This window comes from Stenotrophomonas sp. STEN021 (genome assembly GCF_056760175.1).
In genome coordinates, this window is record NZ_JBRREH010000016.1 from 30,357 (window position 1) to 48,331 (window position 17,975).

Annotated in this window: 17 protein-coding genes and 1 pseudogene; 7 read left to right on the plus strand and 11 right to left on the minus strand. The window is 63.4% G+C overall.

The genetic code is table 11. The features are described 5' to 3' along the window. Window positions 1-82 precede the first annotated feature (82 nt). The 3 genes from ACVOL0_RS05235 to purB form a co-directional block, all read right to left on the minus strand. Entirely contained in the window at window positions 83-988 is a 906-nt protein-coding gene (locus ACVOL0_RS05235; protein WP_481548185.1) for a GNAT family N-acetyltransferase, read from the minus strand. Continuing rightward, window positions 985-2,463, minus strand: a complete 1,479-nt coding sequence (locus tag ACVOL0_RS05240) for a ribosomal protein uL16 3-hydroxylase (RefSeq protein WP_481548186.1) — start codon at window positions 2,461-2,463, stop codon at window positions 985-987. Before ACVOL0_RS05240 ends, ACVOL0_RS05235 begins: the two co-directional genes overlap by 4 nt. Before the next feature lie 323 nt (window positions 2,464-2,786). Further along, on the minus strand, window positions 2,787-4,169 hold the full coding sequence (purB, locus tag ACVOL0_RS05245; RefSeq protein ID WP_481548187.1) for an adenylosuccinate lyase: 1,383 nt from the start codon (window positions 4,167-4,169) through the stop codon (window positions 2,787-2,789). Between the two features lie 204 nt (window positions 4,170-4,373). Between purB and ACVOL0_RS05250 the strand changes: the two genes are divergently transcribed. Next, the gene (locus ACVOL0_RS05250; protein WP_481548188.1) at window positions 4,374-5,783 is read left to right on the plus strand and encodes a class II fumarate hydratase; all 1,410 of its coding nucleotides are present in this window, start codon (window positions 4,374-4,376) and stop codon (window positions 5,781-5,783) included. Window positions 5,784-5,923: 140 nt separating this feature from the next. Here the strand turns inward: ACVOL0_RS05250 and ACVOL0_RS05255 are convergent, their stop codons facing one another. The 7 genes from ACVOL0_RS05255 to ACVOL0_RS05285 are packed head-to-tail and all read right to left on the minus strand — an operon-like array spanning window position 5,924 to window position 10,322. Then, on the minus strand, window positions 5,924-6,352 hold the full coding sequence (locus tag ACVOL0_RS05255; protein ID WP_481548189.1) for a hypothetical protein: 429 nt from the start codon (window positions 6,350-6,352) through the stop codon (window positions 5,924-5,926). Between the two features lie 55 nt (window positions 6,353-6,407). After that, on the minus strand, window positions 6,408-6,992 hold the full coding sequence (locus ACVOL0_RS05260) for a DUF2884 family protein (RefSeq protein ID WP_481548190.1): 585 nt from the start codon (window positions 6,990-6,992) through the stop codon (window positions 6,408-6,410). A gap of 29 nt (window positions 6,993-7,021) precedes the next feature. Beyond that, window positions 7,022-7,846 (minus strand): DUF4097 family beta strand repeat-containing protein, encoded by an 825-nt coding sequence (locus tag ACVOL0_RS05265; protein ID WP_481548191.1) that lies wholly within the window; start codon window positions 7,844-7,846, stop codon window positions 7,022-7,024. Window positions 7,847-7,867: 21 nt separating this feature from the next. Beyond that, the gene (locus ACVOL0_RS05270; protein WP_481548192.1) at window positions 7,868-8,848 is read right to left on the minus strand and encodes an ABC transporter permease; all 981 of its coding nucleotides are present in this window, start codon (window positions 8,846-8,848) and stop codon (window positions 7,868-7,870) included. Further along, window positions 8,845-9,717: an ABC transporter ATP-binding protein gene (locus ACVOL0_RS05275; RefSeq protein WP_481548193.1), complete on the minus strand. Its 873-nt coding sequence runs from the start codon at window positions 9,715-9,717 to the stop codon at window positions 8,845-8,847. The genes ACVOL0_RS05270 and ACVOL0_RS05275 overlap by 4 nt, the downstream gene beginning before the upstream one ends. After that, entirely contained in the window at window positions 9,714-10,076 is a 363-nt protein-coding gene (locus tag ACVOL0_RS05280; protein WP_481548194.1) for a GntR family transcriptional regulator, read from the minus strand. The genes ACVOL0_RS05275 and ACVOL0_RS05280 overlap by 4 nt, the downstream gene beginning before the upstream one ends. Window positions 10,077-10,079: 3 nt before the next feature. Further along, complete coding sequence (locus ACVOL0_RS05285; protein WP_481548195.1) at window positions 10,080-10,322, minus strand: hypothetical protein; 243 nt, start codon at window positions 10,320-10,322, stop codon at window positions 10,080-10,082. Window positions 10,323-10,525: 203 nt separating this feature from the next. Here ACVOL0_RS05285 and ACVOL0_RS05290 point away from each other — a divergent pair. The 6 genes and pseudogenes from ACVOL0_RS05290 to ACVOL0_RS05315 all read left to right on the plus strand — a co-directional run. Beyond that, window positions 10,526-11,017: pseudogene (locus ACVOL0_RS05290) on the plus strand (glutathione peroxidase); the annotation flags it as partial. An 85-nt stretch (window positions 11,018-11,102) separates the two neighbouring features. After that, the gene (locus tag ACVOL0_RS05295; RefSeq protein ID WP_481548196.1) at window positions 11,103-12,083 is read left to right on the plus strand and encodes an FKBP-type peptidyl-prolyl cis-trans isomerase N-terminal domain-containing protein; all 981 of its coding nucleotides are present in this window, start codon (window positions 11,103-11,105) and stop codon (window positions 12,081-12,083) included. A gap of 26 nt (window positions 12,084-12,109) precedes the next feature. Then, window positions 12,110-13,459 carry a UDP-glucose dehydrogenase family protein gene (locus ACVOL0_RS05300; RefSeq protein ID WP_481548197.1) on the plus strand — a complete coding sequence of 450 codons (1,350 nt, stop codon included), beginning with the start codon at window positions 12,110-12,112 and terminating at the stop codon, window positions 13,457-13,459. Then, a complete protein-coding gene (locus tag ACVOL0_RS05305) occupies window positions 13,452-13,691 on the plus strand; it encodes a SlyX family protein (protein WP_481548198.1) in 240 nt (79 codons plus the stop codon). The genes ACVOL0_RS05300 and ACVOL0_RS05305 overlap by 8 nt, the downstream gene beginning before the upstream one ends. An 8-nt stretch (window positions 13,692-13,699) precedes the next feature. Further along, window positions 13,700-14,368, plus strand: coding sequence for a DUF2058 domain-containing protein (locus ACVOL0_RS05310; protein WP_481548199.1), 669 nt, complete (start codon window positions 13,700-13,702; stop codon window positions 14,366-14,368). A 61-nt stretch (window positions 14,369-14,429) separates the two neighbouring features. Next, window positions 14,430-16,493, plus strand: a complete 2,064-nt coding sequence (locus ACVOL0_RS05315; RefSeq protein ID WP_481548200.1) for an acyltransferase family protein — start codon at window positions 14,430-14,432, stop codon at window positions 16,491-16,493. A 47-nt stretch (window positions 16,494-16,540) separates the two neighbouring features. Here the strand turns inward: ACVOL0_RS05315 and ACVOL0_RS05320 are convergent, their stop codons facing one another. Next, window positions 16,541-17,728 carry an MFS transporter gene (locus tag ACVOL0_RS05320; RefSeq protein ID WP_481548201.1) on the minus strand — a complete coding sequence of 396 codons (1,188 nt, stop codon included), beginning with the start codon at window positions 17,726-17,728 and terminating at the stop codon, window positions 16,541-16,543. Between the last annotated feature and the right edge of the window lie 247 nt (window positions 17,729-17,975).

Here is a 17,975-nt window from a genome sequence, read left to right on the forward strand (position 1 = left end):
ACCCCTCACTGGACAGGAAGGGGCATCTACACTGTCCCGCGCATTAATACCTGACTGCGGCCTGTCCTGCCCCGGTCAGTGCTCAGACACCTAGTACGCGCAGCCCGTTGCAATCACGTGAACGCTCCCAGATGCGCTTGAACAGTGCTTCCTGCTGCTGCGCACGGGCGGGGCTGTCCAATGACAGTTCGCCTTCGACACGGGCGCCCATTGGACGAAAGTAGCAGTCGCCGTGATCGTTGCTGATGGCTGCCGAGCTGACCTCGCAGTCCATCGGGTCTACCGGTTCGCGTAGCTGGAACACGCTGGGCAGGCGTTGTGCCAAGGCGATGAACGTAGCGGGCAGGGCGGGCAGGTCGGCTTCGTGCAGCAACACCTGCACCTGCTTGTGGTAGCGGGCGGTGGCGAAGCGGCGCAGTGCGTCCAATACCAGCGGCTGACCGAGCAGGGCATCGTTGCCGCGAAGCTGCAGGTGCAGGTGGCGACGTGCGCCGTGGATGACCGCCGCCATGGCGGCGCGGGCCTGGTCCGGGTCCTGTACCCGCATCGCCCCGTCCAGACGCCGGCGCATGGTCTGGTGACCGATGCCGGCTTCTTCAAATTCAACACCTTCCGGCAAAAATCCGTTGCAGGCATAGAAGTCGCGGGCGTGCAGTTGAGCGTGCAGACTGATCTCGCCCCAGCCGTGCGTGCGGGCGGTTGCCAATAGCGCATTCAGCAAGGCTTGGCCGACGCCCTTGCCGCGCCAGGCGGTGAGTACGGCCATGCGGCCGATGCGCTGATCCGGGGTCAGGCGAGCAGCGCCGATGGCCTGGCCGTGTTGGTCCAATGCCAGCGCGTGGTCGCTGAGCGGGTCCAGTGCGTCTATTTCCAGCTCGGCCGGGACGTTCTGCTCATCGACAAATACGGTATGACGCACGCCGTGCAGCAGTGCCTGCTGCACGGCGTAGTCGGCGATCTCTACATGGAAGATCGCGGTTTGACTCATGCCGACGGGGTTTCCGCGTCGTTTTCGTCTTCTTCCTCGCCGTCGTCGCAGATCACCACGACCTCGACGCCTTCCTCATTGACCAGCACGGTCTCGATGCTGGCGCTGGACGGCTCGCCTTCACCGGCTTCGCTGTACTCGATGACTTCGATCTCGACTTCCGGGGCGTCGGCCTCGTCGTCGAAGTCTTCTTCGTCGAAATCTTCTTCGGCCACGTCTTCCATGGCCTCCAGCGCGTCCTGCTCGGCCAGCATGGCGGCAATGGTTTCCACGTCCAGCAGCTGGTAATGGCCGCCGACGATCAGTTCCATCAGTGCATCACGGCCCTTGTTGCCCAGCTTGTTGAACAGCGTGATGTCGATCTGCTCGGCGCCGGCCAGGGTCTGCGCGTCCTTGATCGACAGCTGGAACGCCAGCCCCGAGCAGTACAGCGAGGCGCCACGGGTGGCGCGGCGCCAGGCCAGGCGGGCCCAGGGATGGCGCTCAAGCACGCCGCCATTTTCCAGCTCAGCGGTCACTTCTTCCGGTGACGGCGGGGCTTGCGAGGGCAGGATGTCGCCAGCGGCACGGTAAGTGGTGATGAAGCGGCCGAACCAGTTGCCCAGACGGTCGGGGTCATTCATGCGCAGCGCATTGAGCGCGGCGACCACGCGCTTCATCGCGGCGGCGTCGATCTCGTTCGGATCTTCCGGCAGCTTCAGGTCCGGGTCCTGGAAGCGGATTGATTCGTCGGCATCGGCAACCAGATCGTCCAGGTAATCGCTGATCAGTTCGGCCGAGGAGGGCGCACGCATGCCGAAGGAGAAGGTCAGGCAGGGGTTCACGGCAACGCCGTTGTGCGGCACGTTCGGCGGCAGGTACAGCATGTCACCCGGGCCCAGCACCCAATCGTGGGTGGCCTTGAACTTCTTCAGCAGCTTCAGCTCGACGTCGGGGCGGAACTCCAGCGACGGGCGCTTGCCCTTGGTCGACTCGCTGGCGTCGATCTGCCAGCGGCGCTGGCCATGGGCCTGCAGCAGGAACACGTCGTACTGGTCGACATGGGCGCCAACCGAACCGCCGGTGGCGGCAAAGCTGATCATCACGTCGTCCATGCGCCAGCGCGGCAGGAAGTTGAAGTAGGAGGTCAGGGCGCGCACTTCCGGGTCCCACTTGTCCACGTCCTGCACCAGCAGGGTCCAGTCGTGGTCGGGCATGCCGGGGAAGTCTTCTTCCTGGAACGGGCCGGTACGCAAGGTCCAGCCGTCGGTGGTGCGGTCATGGCTGACGATGCGGGCCAGCGCACCTTCTTCACAGGCCAGGCCGGCCAGGTCTTCTGGCATTACCGGAGTTTCGAAGTCCGGGAAGGCGGCGCGGATCAACAGCGGGCGTTTCTGCCAGTAATCGCGCAGGAAGGTAGCCGGGCTCATGCCCAGCGGCAGGCCGGGCTTGGCCTGGACTTCGATCGGATAGGTCTTTTGCTTGCGTGCAGCCATGGGGGAGTCCTTTGCAACGGAGGTCGAACAGGGGCGCGGATGACGCGCAGACCTCCATTGTCCCCTTGTTGGCGGCAATGCGCACCGTAGGCGACTGATCTGGATCAAATTCAGCAGAGAAAATGCACCCGTAGTGCCGAGCCATGCTCGGCAGGGGGCGTTACCAGCAATGCACATGTAGTGCCGAGCCATGCTCGGCAAGAAGCCTTACCGGGACGCCCCCTGCCGAGCATGGCTCGGCACTACATCCAGTAGCTTGCCCTCATCACAACCGTTCTTCCGTGAACGGGAGAACGGCTTCAAGCATTCAGCATTTCTGCTGCTCAGATCGCCTTGGCCAGCTGCGCCGCCAAACCGGCATACCCACCCGGGGTCAGCTCGCGCAGGCGCTGCTTGGCGTCGGCCGGCAGTTCCAGGGTTTCGATGAATTCGCGCATCGAATCGGCGGTGATGCCGTGGCCGCGGGTCAGGGCCTTGAGCTGCTCGTAGGGATTCGGCAGGCCGTGGCGGCGCATCACCGTCTGCACGGCTTCGGCCAGCACTTCCCATGCGGCGTCCAGATCGGCGTCCAGGCGCTCCGGGTTCACGGTCAGCTTGCCCAGGCCCTTGGCCAGCGACTCCAGGCCCACCTGGCTGTGGCCGAAGGCGGTGCCGACGGCGCGCAGTACGGTGGAGTCGGTCAGGTCGCGCTGCCAGCGGCTGATCGGCAGCTTGGCGCTGAAGTGCTCAAACAAGGCATTTGCGATACCGAAGTTGCCTTCGGCATTTTCGAAATCGATCGGGTTGACCTTGTGCGGCATGGTCGAGGAGCCGACTTCGCCTTCCTTGAGCTTCTGCTTGAAGTAGCCCAGCGAGATGTAGCCCCAGATGTCGCGGGCCAGGTCGATCAGGATGGTGTTGGCGCGGCGGGCGGCATCACCGATCTCGGCGACGTTGTCGTGCGGCTCGATCTGGGTGGTGTAGGGGTTGAACACCAGGCCCAGCGAGGTGACGAAGCGCTCGGCGAAGGCCGGCCAGTCGATGTTCGGGTAGGACACGACGTGGGCGTTGTAGTTGCCGACCGCGCCGTTGATCTTGCCGGTCAGCTCGACCGCGCCGATCTGGCGGATCTGCCGTTCCAGGCGGGCGACGACGTTGGCCAGTTCCTTGCCCAGGGTGGTCGGCGAGGCGGTCTGGCCGTGGGTGCGCGACAGCATCGGCTGTTCGGCCTGGGCATGGGCCAGCGTGCGTAGCGAGGCGGCGATGCCGCTGTAACCGGGCAGGATCACCTTGTCGCGGGCTTGGGCCAGCATCAGGCCGTAGGACAGGTTGTTGATGTCCTCGCTGGTGCAGGCGAAATGCACGAACTCCAGCGCCGGCGCCAGCTCGGCGTCGTCCTTGAGCTGCTCCTTGATGAAGTACTCAACGGCCTTGACGTCGTGGTTGGTGGTGCGCTCGATTTCCTTGACGCGGGCAGCGTTCTCGACCGAGAAGCCGTCGGCCAGTGCGCGCAGCTTGGCCTTGCCGGCCGCCGAGAAGTCGGCCAGCTCGGTGATGCCCGGCTCGGCGCCCAGCGCCAGCAGCCATTCGATCTCGACCTTGACGCGGGCCTTGATCAGGCCGTACTCGGAGAAGATCGGGCGCAATGCGTCGACCTTGCCGGCATAACGGCCATCAAGCGGGGACAGGGCGAGCAGGGCGGCTTCTTGGCGGGACGTATCCGTCATGGCGGCAGGCGGTTGGGCAGTGGCGGGGGCGCATATTCTACGCTGCCGGGGCAACGGCCGCTGGCGGGCCGTTGAATCCCGTCGGGCGCAGGTGCCATTGCTGGGCGTGGCGAGTATGGTGTCGGCAGCCGCCAGCCAGGGAAGCCTGCCCATTGCCAGCCGCAGCTTCCCTTTTCCCAACAATCAGATGGTGCGGAGTTGACGATGAGCAAGGCTTCCAAGAACGGTTTCAGGACCGAGCACGACAGCATGGGCGAACTGCAGGTGCCTGCCGAGGCCCTATGGGGCGCGCAGACCCAGCGCGCCGTAGAGAATTTCCCGATCTCCGGGCAACGCATGCCGCGCGCCTTCATTCGCGCCTTGGGCCTGATCAAGGGCGCAGCGGCTGAGGTGAACACCGGCCTGGGCTTACTGCCCAAGGGCGTTGGCAAGGCGATCCAGTCGGCGGCGGCCGAAGTGGCGATCGGCGCGCATGACAGCCAGTTCCCGATCGATGTCTACCAGACCGGCTCGGGCACCTCGTCCAACATGAATGCCAACGAGGTCATCGCCACGCTGGCCAACCACGGCGGCAAGGCCGGCAAGACCGCGGTGCATCCCAACGATCACGTCAATCTGGGGCAGAGCTCCAATGACGTCATCCCGACCGCCATCCGCGTCTCGGCCCAGCTCGAAGTGGTGGAATCGCTGCTGCCGGCGCTCAAGCACCTGCGCAAGACCATCGACAAGCGCGCCCGTACCCTGGGCAAGATCGTCAAGACCGGCCGCACCCACCTGATGGACGCGATGCCGCTGACCTTCGCCCAGGAATTCGGTGCCTGGTCGGCGCAGCTGGCCTCGGCCGAAGGGCGTATCGAGGATGCCTTGAAGCGCCTGCGTCGTTTGCCGTTGGGCGGTACCGCGATCGGCACTGGCATCAATGCCGACCCGCGCTTTGGCGGCAAGGTGGCTCGGGCGCTGTCGCTCAGTACCGGGGTCAAGTTCGAGAGTGCCGCCAACAAATTTGAAGGGCTGGCTGCGCAGGATGACGCGGTGGAGTTGTCAGGCCAGCTCAATGCGCTGGCGGTGGCCCTGATCAAGATCGCCAATGACCTGCGCTGGATGAACTCCGGTCCGCTGGCGGGGCTGGGCGAAGTGGAGCTGCCGGCCTTGCAGCCGGGCAGCTCGATCATGCCGGGCAAGGTCAATCCGGTGATTCCGGAAGCAACGGTGATGGTGGCTGCGCAGGTGATTGGTCACCATGCGGCGATCACCGTGGCTGGGCAGACCGGCAACTTCCAGTTGAACGTGGCGCTGCCGCTGATCGCGGCCAATCTGCTGGATTCGATCCAGTTGCTGTCCAACGTGATGACGTTGCTGGCCGACAAGGTCTTCGTGGGTCTGGTGGTCAAACAGGAGCGGGTGCGCGAGGCTTTGGCCCGCAATCCCATCTTGGTGACCGCACTGAACCCGATGATCGGCTACGAGAAGGCGGCGGCAATTGCCAAGCGCGCCTACAAGGAGCAGCGGCCGGTGCTGGAAGTGGCGCTGGAGGACAGTGGTTTGTCCGAGGCCGAACTGAAGCGCCTGCTGGATCCGGCAGCGCTGACCCTGGGCGGCATCCACGACCATTGAGGTCGGGGACTGCAGTGCCGAGCCATGCTCGGCACTAGCTTGAGTCCTGTAGTGCCGACCCATGGTCGGCAGAGGCTCTACCAGTGAAGCCCTTGCCGAGCATGGCTCGGCACTACAAAGAGCCGCATTTGTGCGCGTGCTCAGCGCACGGCGCGCAGGTTGGCCAGGGCTTCGTCGTATTTCTCGAACTCGGGAATCTGCTTGGCCAGATCCGAGGGGAACGGCGATTGGCCTTCCGGGAGCTGCAGCGGCAACGTGCGTTCCTGTGCCAGCGCCGGATCGGCATCCACCAAGGTGTTCTGGCGCAGGATCTGCAGTTTGACGAAGCTGGTGTGCAGCAATTCCTGCTGCTCGGCGTTCAAGGGAATGACAATGTCATCAACGCGCAGGCGGCCGTCCGGGAGGATGTCCAGGTTGGGATAGGGCGCGCGACGGATGGCGATGCGCTCCAGGGTGACCTCGGTCTTGGGCTTGCTGCGCTCGCTGCGGTGCTCGGCGTACTTTTCGCGATCACAGCCGGTGGCCAGGGTGGCGAAGGCAACGAGGATCAGCAACAACAGTTTTTTCATGGCATCGGGGCAGCAACGACAGGGGCGGTCATTCTACCGCCCCTGCCTGTGCCGGTCAGAAGGACTGCGAGTTGCCGTTGCGGCAGTCGTCGATATCGCTCTGGTCCATCCTTGCGTACGGCTTGAACTCGGGCACCGCCGCAGCCAGTTGCTGCTGGGTGGCCATCAGTGCTGGCAGCTGGTCGCACAGCTTGGCGGCACTGGCCTTGATCTTGTCCGCTTCGGCATTGATGCGTGCTTCGATCTGCTCGGAGTTGCCGGAGAAGATCCCCTTGATTGCTTCGCCCGCGGCCTTCGCACCCAGGTTGGCACCCTGCACGCCAATGTCGATGCCGGCTTCGGCGATGCCGATCATCTGCGTGCGGTAACGCAGCGTGATGGCGCGTTGGCTGTCATTGAGCGGGATGGATGCGCCGTTGATCAGCAGGTCGCCGGTAGGGGTGAGCTCCACCTTGGCCCCGTCGGAGCCGATACTGATATTGCCTTCGGCCATTTCCTTGCGGGCTTTGTCGGTGGCTTCGCGGAACTTGGCGCCAACGCTGGTGTCGGTCGCCGGCGCATTGGCGGCCGGCTTTTCACCGCAGGCGGCCAATGGGATTGCCAGTGCCAAGGCCAGCAGGGATGCGTGGAGGGTCTTCATGGTGTGCGTTCCGTTGCGGTTGGAAGGAATCAACGTTTTTTCGGCAGATCGACATTGCCGCGGATATCGGAATGATTCACCGAACCGCTGCCAAGCCGATCAACCTTGAGGCTGGCGGCGCCGCGTACATCCAGGTCGCCCGAGCCCAGCGAGCCCAGGCTCACCGCGCCACGGCTGTCACGTACATCGACATCGCCTGAGCCGATGCTTTCAATCGTCACCGCGCCTTGCACGCCCTGCAGTTCGACATCGCCGGAACCGACGGTGCCTATGCGCGCATCGCCGCGCACACCATTGGCCTTGGCATCGCCCGAGCCCACCGACAGCACATGCAGCGAGCCGATGTTGTGGAACTCGACATCGCCTGAGCCCACCGCCGCCGTGGCCAGACCCTTGATGTCACGGGCACTGACATCGCCCGAACCCACGTCGGCGCTCATGCTCTGCGCGCCGGACAGCGAGGCATCGCCGGAGCCAACCTTGAGCTGGACCAGGATGTCGTCCGGCAGGCTGCCGGTCAGGTCAAGATAGGCGTAGGTGTGGCCCATGTTGATGTTCAGCCCCTGGTTTTTACGTTCCAGGGTCACCACCAGCTTGTTGCCGACCTTGCGCTGGCTCAGCGAAAGCTGGTCCAGCAGTTCCTGGCTGGAGGCGCAGGCACGTCCGCTGACGGCCGCTTTCGCTCCAGGGCTGGCCTGCAGGCGCAGATCATGGCTGTTCACCTCGAACATCACGATCTTGCTGCCGCCCAGGTCCAGGTTCAGCGCCTGCGGTGCGGTAAACGCGCAGGGCTGGCTGGCGATGGCTGCGCCCGGCGCAGCCAGCAAAGCGGCAAGTACAAGTGTCTTGTGCATGGACATTCTCCTGATCGAGGGTCAGATGTCGTCGCGACGGCGGCGCAGGTAAATAGCGGCGACGATGAGGGCGATACCGACAACCGCACCGATCCAGATATCCGGATTGGACAGTACCTTGCTGAGGCTGTGATGCTGCAGCAGCCACTGCACCAGATCGGCAGGCGTCTGCAGATCATTGCCACTGATGTTGGTGTCGGTCAATCCGCGCGGAAGCCAGGACGAGGGGAATACGCTCAGCAGGCCGCGGTAGGCAACGGTGTACCAGATCCAGCCCAGCGGCAGCTTCACACCCGGCATGGCGCCGAGGATGCTGATCATGGTGCAGGCCAGCAGCGGGATCAGTACCGCCCACAGGAACGGCTTGGTGCGCACCAGTGCCGAGCAGAACATCAACCAGCCCACGGTTGGCAACGCCCACAACAGACTCACCGGCAGGGTGCTGAGGACCAGGCCAAGGATGCGGAACGGGTGGGAATGGGTGGCGATCGCCCAGGGGCTGGTGGCGCCGGCACCGGCTGCGCCCAACATGGCGACCACCCACAACACCAGGCCGACAGCCAGGCCGATGGCCATGGCGATCAGTGGCGCCAACACCAGCGCCCACAATGCTTTGGACAGCACGGTCTGGGTGTCGGAGACCGGCAATGACTTCCAGAACAGCACGCTGCGGTCGCGACGGTCGTCGTAGAGGCTGCCCAATGCGTAGAAGAACACCACGAAGGCCAGGATCAGCGAAGCCAGGAAGATGCCCGCCAGTAGCAGGCCGTCGCCGAACGCGCCCATGACCTTGAGGTACTCACTGACATCGCCCATATGGTTGATGCCATCAGAGTTGCGGGCGGCGAACGCGCCAATCAGTGCGCCGATGATGGCGAACAGGATGGCGATGCCGCCGGTGATGACCTGGGCCCAGACAAAGCCGCCCCGGTTTTCCCAGTACTCACGCTTGAGCAGCCATTTGAACTTGCCAAGCGGGGTGATGTGGTGAGTGGCGTTCATGCGTAGGTTCCCTTCATGGTGGCCACGAACAGGTCGGCCAGGCCGGGGGTGCGGATTTCGCCCATGGCGGCAAGTTGGTTGCGGTCGGCGCCATCGAACAGCAGGACGGTCTTGCCGAATGGCAGGGCACGTTCTTCAATCGGAGCAAGGGCGCGGGCGGCCTGCAGCGTGTCGGCGGAGGCCAGCAGTTCGGTGTAACGCTCGGCCAGTGCCTCCATGTCGGAGGACAGCACGATCGAGCCATCACGGATGAACAGCACGTCGGTCAGGATGTGCTCGATCTCTTCCACCTGATGGGTGGTGATGATGATGGTCTTCTGCTCATCGAAGTAATCCTCCAGCAGGCGCTGGTAGAACTCCTTGCGGTACATGATGTCCAGGCCGAGGGTGGGCTCGTCCAGCACCAGGATCTTGGCGTCGATCGCCATCACCAGGGCAAGGTGCAGCTGTACCACCATGCCCTTGGACATCTCACGGACGCGTTGCTTCGGATTGAGCTTGGTATTGGCCAGGAAGCGCTCGCAGCGGGCGCGGTCAAAGCGTGGGTGCACGCCGGCAACAAAATCGATGGCCTCCTTGACCCGCAACCAACGCGGCAGCACAGCCACGTCGGCGATGAAGCAGACATCATTCATCAGATCATCGCGCTGGCTGCGTGGGTCCATGCCCAGTACCTGCAGGTCGCCGTCGAACGAGGTCAGGCCGAGCAGGGCCTTGAGCGCCGTGGTCTTGCCTGCGCCGTTGGGGCCGATCAGGCCGACGATGCGGCCCGGTTCAATGGTGAAGCTGGTGTTGTCCAGCGCTGGCTTCTGCTTGTAGGCCTTGCGCAGGCCCTTGGCGGAAACGACGGCTTCGACGGCGGCGTTCATAGAGTGGTCCCCGGTGGCAGCAAATCTTTCATGGTCAAGCCAAGGCGCTGGATACGCTCCAGCACGGCCGGCCATTCGTCATTGAGAAAACGATCACGCTCGTTGCCGCGCAGCTTCTGTGCGGCCTCCTCGGTCATGAACATACCAAGGCCACGGCGCTTCTCGACCAGGTTCTCGTCGGCCAACTCCTGGTAGGCGCGTGAGACGGTGATCGGATTCAATTGGTACTCGGCCGCAACCTGGCGTACCGAGGGCAGGGCGTCGCCCGGCCTCAGGATCCCGTCCAGCATCATCGCAATCACGCGATCCTTCAGCTGGCGGTAAATGGGAGCGCCATCGCTCCACTGGATATCGCTCATGGGTCAGCTCCGCGAATTCAGCTGTGCGAAAGAAAAATAAGGCATCGAAAGACTGGTCCGCATGCGCCGGGCCGGCCGTTTCGCTTTGGGGATTTCGTCGGCATCCTGCCCATCACCGCCCACTCGGGCTGCATAATCCGTGGCATCGGCCAGGCCGTTGCCGAGGGATGTGGAGCAGCCCAGCAACAGCAAGGTGCCTGTGACCATCAGTGCGTGGAGAGCGTGTCTGCCGTGCTTGGTGTTCATGAGGCCCCTGTGTAGGGTGGCTGGTGTTGTATGCAACTATAACACCGACACGCCGACATGCAACTGGTTCCGACCCAACTGATGGCCTATGCCGTTCCAAACTTGCTTGTAGTGCTCGGGAGAAACCAGTGAACATTCGTAATTTATTGATTTCAGTTGCTTTTGTGCTAGGCACTGGTGCTGCGTTGGATGTGGTTGCAGGCCCGTTGCTGGACCGCAACTACCGTTCGCTGGCCGGAAAAGACGAGGTGAACCTGAATCGCGCGTACGGCGGCAAGGTGTTGTTGGTAGTGAATACAGCCTCCAAGTGCGGATTCACCCCGCAATACGAGGGGCTGGAGGCATTGCAGCAGGAACTGTCGCCGCGTGGTTTTGCCGTGTTGGGCTTTCCGTCCAATGATTTCAAAGGCCAGGAGCCGGGCAGCGAGGCGCAGATCCAGGAGTTCTGCACACTTACCTATGGGGTGAAGTTCCCCATGTTCGAAAAAGTGCATGTGATTGGTCCGGAGGCGACGCCGCTATACCAGGACCTGACCCGTCTCAGTGGCGTGGCACCGGGCTGGAACTTTCATAAATATCTGATATCCCGCGATGGACGCGTGCTGGCGCAGTTTCCAAGCAAGGTGAAGCCGGATGACCCGGAACTGCGTGCGGCAATCGATCGCGCGCTGGCCGCACCAGCACCGCCGCGCTGACGTACCTCGACATCTGCGGTGCGCGTGCGACAATATCGCCCCTCGCGCCGCCGGTGGCGTTTGTTCACTTCCAGGAATGCAGCGAATGAAGATGGGAAAGCGTGGCGCGGTTGCGTCGCTTCTGATTTTGGCGATGGCGGCCCCCGGGGTCGTTTTTTCGCAACAACCTGCCGCTGCGGCGGCGACCAAGGAGAAGTCTGTTTTGACCTCGGATCGTGAAAAGATTGGTTACGCCATCGGCATCGACGTGGCCAGCTCGTTTGAGCCGATTGCCTCGGAAGTCGACGTCGCCGCAATGCGCCGCGGTGTTGAGAACGCCTTTGCTGGCGGCCAGCCGCTGCTGTCGCAGGAAGATGCGCAGAAGACCGATCAGGCACTGCGCACCGTGATGATGGCGCGTTCGGGTCAGCAGGTTCCGGGCATGGCACCGGGTAGCGCGCCGCCGTCGGTTGACCGCGAAAAGGTCGGCCTGATGCTGGGCAGCTTTGCCGTTGGTCCGTCGCTGGCGCGCATCAAGAATGAGATTGATCTGGATTCGGTGTTCCAGGCGATCAGCACGGTGTTCGCCAAGGGCACCCCGCTGATGAGCCACGAGCAGGCGCAGGGCGTGCTGCAGGCATTCAGCGCCACCAAGGAAGCCGAAATGAAGGCTGAGGCCGGCAAGGCCGCTCAGACCAACCGTGAAGAAGGCAATGCCTTCCTCGCCAAGAACAAGACCCAGCCGGGCGTGGTGACCACTGCTTCGGGCCTGCAGTACCAGGTGATCCGTGCCGGCAGCGGCGAGCGCCCGATGGCCAGCAGCCGCGTTCGTGTGAACTACGAAGGCAAGCTGCTCAACGGCGAAGTGTTCGACAGCAGCTACCAGCGCGGTCAGCCGGTTGATTTTGGTCTGGACCAGGTCATCAAGGGCTGGACCGAAGGCGTGGCGCTGATGCCGGTAGGTTCCAAGTACCGCTTCTGGATTCCGGGCGAGCTGGCCTACGGCGAAGCCGGCACCCAGGGCGGTCCGATCGGTCCGAACGCGACGTTGAGCTTCGACGTCGAGTTGCTGGGCATCATGCCGTAAGGCTGAGTAACGGAGTAGGCGCAACCATGCGTGTAGCTATTTTCGGCACCGGCTATGTGGGTCTCGTCACCGGGACCTGCCTGGCGGAAGTAGGGCACGATGTGGTCTGCGTCGATATCGACCAGGCCAAGGTCGACGGTCTGGAGCGGGGCATCATCCCGATCTACGAGCCTGGCCTGGAGCCGATGGTGAAGGCCAATCACGCCTCCGGGCGCTTGGCCTTCACCACCGACGCGGCGAAGGCCATCGGCCACGGTGAAGTGATCTTCATCGCGGTCGGTACCCCGCCGGATGAAGACGGCAGCGCCGACCTGCAGTATGTGTTGGCGGTGGCCCGCACCATCGGCCGCCATCTCTCACGGCCCGCTGTGGTGGTGAACAAGTCGACGGTGCCGGTAGGTACCGCTGACAAGGTTCGTGCCGCCATCGCTGAAGAGCTGGCCGCGCGTGGACAGGAGATCGCCTTCGATGTGGTCTCCAATCCCGAATTCCTGAAGGAAGGCGATGCGGTCGCAGATTGCATGCGCCCGGATCGCATCGTCATTGGCGCCAACAACGCCCATGCGGTGGCGGTACTGCGCCGCTTGTATGCGCCGTTCAACCGCAACCGTGACCGTGTCGTGGAAATGGACGTGCGCTCGGCTGAGCTGACCAAATACGCCGCCAATGCGATGTTGGCGACCAAGATCAGCTTCATGAATGAAATTGCCAATATCGCCGAGCGCGTAGGTGCCGATATCGAGCAGGTGCGCCAGGGTATAGGCTCCGACCCACGCATCGGCTGGCACTTCATTTATCCCGGCGCCGGCTATGGCGGTTCCTGTTTTCCCAAGGACGTGCAGGCACTGGCGCGTACCGCTGCCCAGCATGGCCACCAGCCGCAGCTGCTCAACGCAGTCGAGGCGGTGAACGCCGCCCAGAAGGGCCATCTGTTCGAACTGATCCAGCGGCATTACGACCGCGGTGAAGACGAGGGTGTGCGCGGCAAGACTTTCGCTGTATGGGGCCTGGCGTTCAAGCCGAACACCGACGATATGCGCGAGGCGCCGAGCCGGCGTGTATTGGCGCAGTTGTGGGAAGCCGGTGCCAAGGTGCAGGTGTTCGATCCGGAAGCCATGGGCGAAGCCCGACGCGTTTTTGGCGAGCGCGAGGACCTGGTGTTCTGCGATTCCGCCTTTGCAGCATTGCATGGTGCAGACGCTCTGGTGGTTGTCACCGAGTGGAAGCAGTTCCGCAGCCCTGACTTTGCGCGCATGCGCGAAGCGCTGGGTGATGCGGTGGTATTTGATGGCCGTAACCTCTACGACCCGGCTGAGATCGAAGCCGCAGGCCTGGCGTATTACGGCATTGGCCGAGGACGTTCCGTACATGCATGAGTCCACTTCCGAGCAGCGCGAACAGGCGCTGGAAGCACGCTTGGTTGAGCTGGAGATGCGCGTCTCTTTCCAGGAGCACGCGCTGGCGGAGATGAGCGAAGCATTGGCGGATGCCCGTATGCAGGGCTCACGCAATGCCGATCTGCTGCGTCACCTACTTGATGACCTGGGCAAGGTGCGCACGGCGTTGTACGCCGATGCTGCCGATGAACCACCGCCCCCGCACTACTGATATTTCCTATGAGTGACAATATTCGTGACCAGCTGCTAGGGCTGGGTTTCAAGCCTGCTCCCAAACCGGAGCGCAAGCCCGAACCGCGCCGTGACGGCCGCCAGCAGGGCAAGCCTGGCCAGGGCCGCCCGCAGCAGGCGGGCAACAAGCCTGCCCACGCAGGCAAGCCCGCGCAGCACGGCAAGCCATCCCATCCGGGCAAGCCCGGGCAGGGCAGGCCGCAGCAGGGTCCGCGCAAGCCCCGCTCACAGGAAGACATCGATCTGGCCAAGGCCTATGCGATCCGTGCGCAGAAGGAAAAGGACGAGCGCATCCAGGCCGAACAGGCCAAGCAGGAAGAAGCACGCCTGCGCCGCGAAGCGCGCGCGAAGCTCGATGAGTTGATCAAGGACAAGGGTCTGAATGACCCGAATGCCGACATCGCCCGTCACTTCCCTTATGGCGGCAAGATCAAGCGCGTCTATGTCAATGCCGACCAGCTCAAGGCGCTCAACGCCGGCGAGCTCGGCGTGCTGCAGCAGAATGGCCGCTACCTGTTGGTGACAGCCGAGGTGTTGGCGCAGGCCGAGGAGATATTTGCCCAGGCCGTGGCATTGAAGGTCGACCCGAATGCCCCGGCAGATGCTGATCCGTACGCGGACCCGCAGTACCAGGTGCCGGACGATCTGGTCTGGTAACGATTGGCTATGATGCAGATAACGGGCGCCGCTGGCGCCCTTTTTTTTGACGAGGGAAACCATGCAGGGGCAGTTGAAGCAGGAAGGCTACCTCCCCCACGTTGACGGCCTGCGTGCCGTTGCCGTGCTCGCGGTCATCTTGTACCACCTCAATCCGAGCTGGTTGCCGGGCGGATTCACCGGTGTCGATGTCTTCTTCGTCATATCCGGTTATGTGGTCAGTGCTTCGGTGGCGCGGTCATCCGGGTGCATCGGCTGGAAGGGAATGCTGGGCTTCTATGCGCGTCGCCTCCGCAGGATCATGCCGGCGCTGGTGGTGTGCCTGCTTGCTACCAGCCTGCTGAGCACCCTGTTCATTCCCGAATCTTGGCTCAGCGAAACCAGCGGCAAGACCGGGCGCATGGCCTTTGTCGGGCTGAGCAACTGGGTGTTGGCGGGAACTGGCAATGACTATTTCTCGCCACGTAGTGAGTTCAACCCTTACACCCATACCTGGTCGCTGGGTGTGGAGGAGCAGTTTTACCTGTTGTTCCCGTTGTTGTTCATGGCCTGGTCCAAGGGCGGGCGGGGCAGGGGGTTGTCGATGCTGCTGTTTGCCCTGGCCACGGCCGGCTCGTTGTTGTTTGCGATAAGCCGCGCGCTGCAGGGGGGGCATGAGATCGCTTCGTTCTATCAGACCACCACGCGGTTCTGGCAGTTGGGTACGGGCGTGCTGCTGTTTCAATTGCTCGCAATGCGTGGGCGTGCGAACACCGAAGCGCGTCCAGCAGGGCCTTGGTCTGTGCTGTTGCAGTTGGGCAGCGCCAGCTTGCTGGCCTACGGGTTGTGGGCTGCGCGTCCCGGTCACTCGCCGTGGATCGATGGCCTGTGGCCGGTGCTCGGTACGCTTGGTTTGCTGGGGCTGCTGCACCGCTCCGCCGCCGGCTGGATTGGCAGCAGCCTGTCGGCGCGGCCAATGCTGGTGATAGGGCGGATGTCGTACTCGCTCTATTTATGGCATTGGCCGGTATTCGTGCTGTTCCGCTGGACGCTTGGCCTGGACTCGCTGGCCACCGGGGCACTGGCATTGGCTTGCACGGCGCTGTTGGCCTGGTTGTCATGGCGATGGGTCGAACAGCCGCTGCGCTTTGGCAGGCGCTGGCGTGGCTCGGACCTGCGCTGGGTGGCGGGTGGCGTGATGGCATTGCTGCTGGGCATGGGCCTGCAGAAACAAGTGGAGCGCGCTGCCAAGCACATCTCCTTGAGTACGGTCAGTCGCCATCCGCTGGACTGGTATCCCTATGCCAAGGGCTTGAACAAGGAGTTCCCGGATTGCGAACTGCTGGTGTCGCGCCTGCCGGTGGCGGGCGGTCAGGTGCAGCAGTTCGAGCGCGGCCAATGTGCTGCAGAGAAAGGGAGCTCGCGGCGCTTGTTCGTGGCCGGCGATTCACATGCGCTTGCCTATAGGGAAATGCTCCGCCGCGTGGTGCTGCTCGACGGGGAGCAGGTTCGGCTGTACGCCAATGCGGGCTGTGCGCTGGTCGGATTGCAAGGTGGGCAACAAACCGATCCGGGCTGTGATGCGTACGTGCACAACACACTCAGCGATGTAGCTGCGCAGGCGCGGGCCGGTGATGTGTTGTTCCTGCCAGGTCTGCGAGTGCCACGATTGGTTGAGCAGTTCGGCTTGTTCGATCAGCAGCAGGTGTTTGCAGCGGTGCTGAGTGATGCATCTGTTGCCCAGCGTGCTGTGGACGTGCAGGCAGCAATCGCTGAACTGAAGCCCTTGGCCGATCGCGGCGTTCTGATCGTGCTGGAAGCACCCAAGCCGGTGCTGGGCGCGCCCCCGTTCCGTTGTTCCGATGTGTTCAATCGTGCCAATCCGATCTGCGTGAACGGGATGGCAATTACGCGCGAACGCATGGAAGCACTGCGGGCACCTGCTTTGTCCAGCTTGCAACAGGTGGCGCAGGCGCTGCCGGGCGCGACGATCTGGGATCCCTTGCCCGTGCTGTGTCCTGGGCAGGTGTGTCTGCCCGACGACGCTGGCAGGCCGCTGTTCTTTGATGGTGATCATCTCAGCGGTCATGGCAACCGCGCACTGCTGCCGTCGTTCCGCCGGCATCTGGCGTCGCCGCAGCACTGAAGGGGCTTTGCTGCCGCCCTCGCGCCAGGTTGCGGCAGCGTGCCGGCTCAGGCGCCGTTGCGGCGCGCTTGCCGCGATGGCGGCAGCCAGTACCAGGCAATCAAGGTGCCGAGCAGAGCGAAGCAGCCGCCGACGATGAAGGCGAGCTTGCCGTCGCCGAACTGCCACAACTGGCCGGCGATCAACGCCCCAAGCACGCCGCCCAGGCCGGACGAAAAACCATAGAACAGGCCCTGTCCATGGCCGTTGAGCGTGCCCGGGAAATAGCGTGCCAACAGCTGCATGGCCGAGGCGAAGAACGCAGCGAAGCCCAGGCAATGGGTGGCCTGTGCGACCAGCATCACCGGCAGGTTCTCCGGCCACAGCGCGGTCACCCACCAGCGCAGTACGGCGCTGCCCATGGAGATGATCAGCAGCCAGCTGGCATCCCAACGGCGGAAGAAGCGGGCGATCAGGAAAAACACGGCGACTTCGAATACCACGCCGACGGTCCACATCAGGCCCAGCAACGAGGTGCTGTAGCCGTGCTGGTCCATGTAAAGCGAGAAGAAGGTGTAGTACGGGCCGAACGACAGCTGTTCGAGGAAGGCGGCGATGAAGAAGGCCATTACCGGCTTCTGCCGCACGATGTTCCAGAAGCCTGCTTCGTGTTGGCTGCGCGCGCCGATATTGCGCGCATAGCGGTTGAGGAAGGCCGAGCCTGCCATCAGCGCGAACAGCGGCAGCATCAGCCACGGCAACTTGCCGGCGCCATGCTTTTCAATCAACCAGCCGAACAGGGTGACGACGATGATGAAGCCCACCGAGCCCCAGACGCGGATCATGCCGTAGCGATGGCTGTCCGCGCCCAAGTGGGTGAGGGTGATCGATTCGAACTGCGGCATCACCGCGTTGTAGAAGAAGCAGAATGCGATCATCACCGCGTACAGGGTCCACGGCGGTGCGGGCACCAGGAAGCCGGCGAAGCAGACGATGGTCAGTACACAGCCAACGCGCAGCCAGCGGATCGGGCGCGGCGAAACAGCGGCCAGCGAGGTCCAGGTACTGGGCGCGATCACTCGCGTGGCGTACCACAGGCTCATCATCACGCTGATGGCGGTGACGGTCATGCCACGCGACTGCAGGTACAGGCTCCAGTACGGCGTGAACGCGCCAAGTGCGGCGTAGTAGAAGAAGTAGAAGCTCGACAAGCGTGCGGTTGGCACGGCCTGTGTTGGCAGGGCAACGGATGTCATGGGGAGGCGCTGGACGCGCTGGGCAGGCAAGGGGGGGCGGTGGCATGCACCGCTGCCGCTATTGTGCCCTCTGCCGTCTTTGGATGGCAGTTCGCAGGGAGGCGATCCGGTTGATTCCCATTGTTTCGGATGAGTCAAACGCTCGTTGGCGCAAAGTTGTTGGCTTTCGCCAAGCAGCTTACGCCTGCTGGCATCCGATTGTGGGAGCGGCGTGAGCCGCGAAGCTGGCCTTGTTGGAGTTCCAGAT